This is a genomic window from Micrococcus sp. HMSC31B01 (genome assembly GCF_001816085.1).
GTDB classification, from domain to species: Bacteria; Actinomycetota; Actinomycetes; order Actinomycetales; family Micrococcaceae; genus Micrococcus; species Micrococcus luteus.
Genome location: NZ_KV824823.1, coordinates 1 through 825, shown reverse-complemented (window position 1 = coordinate 825; position 825 = coordinate 1). Strand labels below are relative to the sequence as shown.

At 77.0% G+C, this 825-nt stretch carries 2 protein-coding genes; both read right to left on the bottom strand.

What is annotated here, in order from left to right; all coding sequences use genetic code 11:
* The coding region (locus HMPREF3105_RS00400) for a CT398-like coiled coil hairpin domain-containing protein (protein WP_070708505.1) at positions 1-481 on the bottom strand (481 nt) is incomplete at its 3' end.
* Positions 478-825, bottom strand: a 348-nt coding sequence (locus tag HMPREF3105_RS00395) for a Nif3-like dinuclear metal center hexameric protein (protein WP_210401405.1), incomplete at its 5' end; no start/stop codon positions are given. The genes HMPREF3105_RS00400 and HMPREF3105_RS00395, both read right to left, overlap by 4 nt.

The window sequence follows — 825 nt, the reverse complement described above, 5'->3', positions numbered from 1 at the left end:
CCTGCCCCTCGCGGCGCACCTCCGCCGCGCGGGCCTCGACCTCGGCCCGTGCCTGCTCCAGAGCGGCGTGGCCCTTCGCGAGCCGGGACTCGGCGGCGTCGGCGGCCTCCATGGCCTCGAGCGCCGCGGCCTCGTGGTCATCGAGCAGTGCGGTGAGCGTGTCGTCCTCGTGCTGCATGGCCTGCAGCTCCTTGGACCCGCCCTGGCCCGCTTCGAGCCGCTCCCGGGTCCGGTCCCGACGGGCGCGGGTGGCGGCGGCCTTCTCGGTGGCCTCGGCTCCCGCCCGGTCGGCGGTGCGGGCGGCATCCTCGAGGCCGGGCAACGCCTCCTCGAGTTCCAGCGCGCGGGCGCGCAGCCGGGCGTGCTCCGGGTCCGCCTTGAGCCGACGGACGGCGGCGCGGGCCTGGTCCAGGGCCGTGTCGAGCTCCTGCAGCTCCAGCAGCCGGGCCTGGACGGCCGGCGGTGCGGTGACCTCACTCATGCGTGACTCCCCTCGTCGGCCCGCTCTCCCCCGACCAGGAAGTCCCAGGGGTCGCTGCGGTGATCTGAGAACAGGGTGGTGACGCCCAGTCCCCGCTCCGCCAGGGCGGCCTCCAGGGCGCGGGCGCCGTGCTCGAGCCATAGGGACTCGCTCGCCCAGTGCGAGACGTCCACGAGCGCGGGACGTCCCTCCCCCGGCGCGGCCGTCTCCCGGGCCTCCGAGGCCGGGTGGTGGCGCAGATCGGCGGTCACGTAGACGTCCGCGCCGGACGCGCGGACCGCGTCGAAGAGGCTGTCTCCGGCGCCGCCGCACACGGCGACGCGGCGGATGCCCTGGGCGGGGTC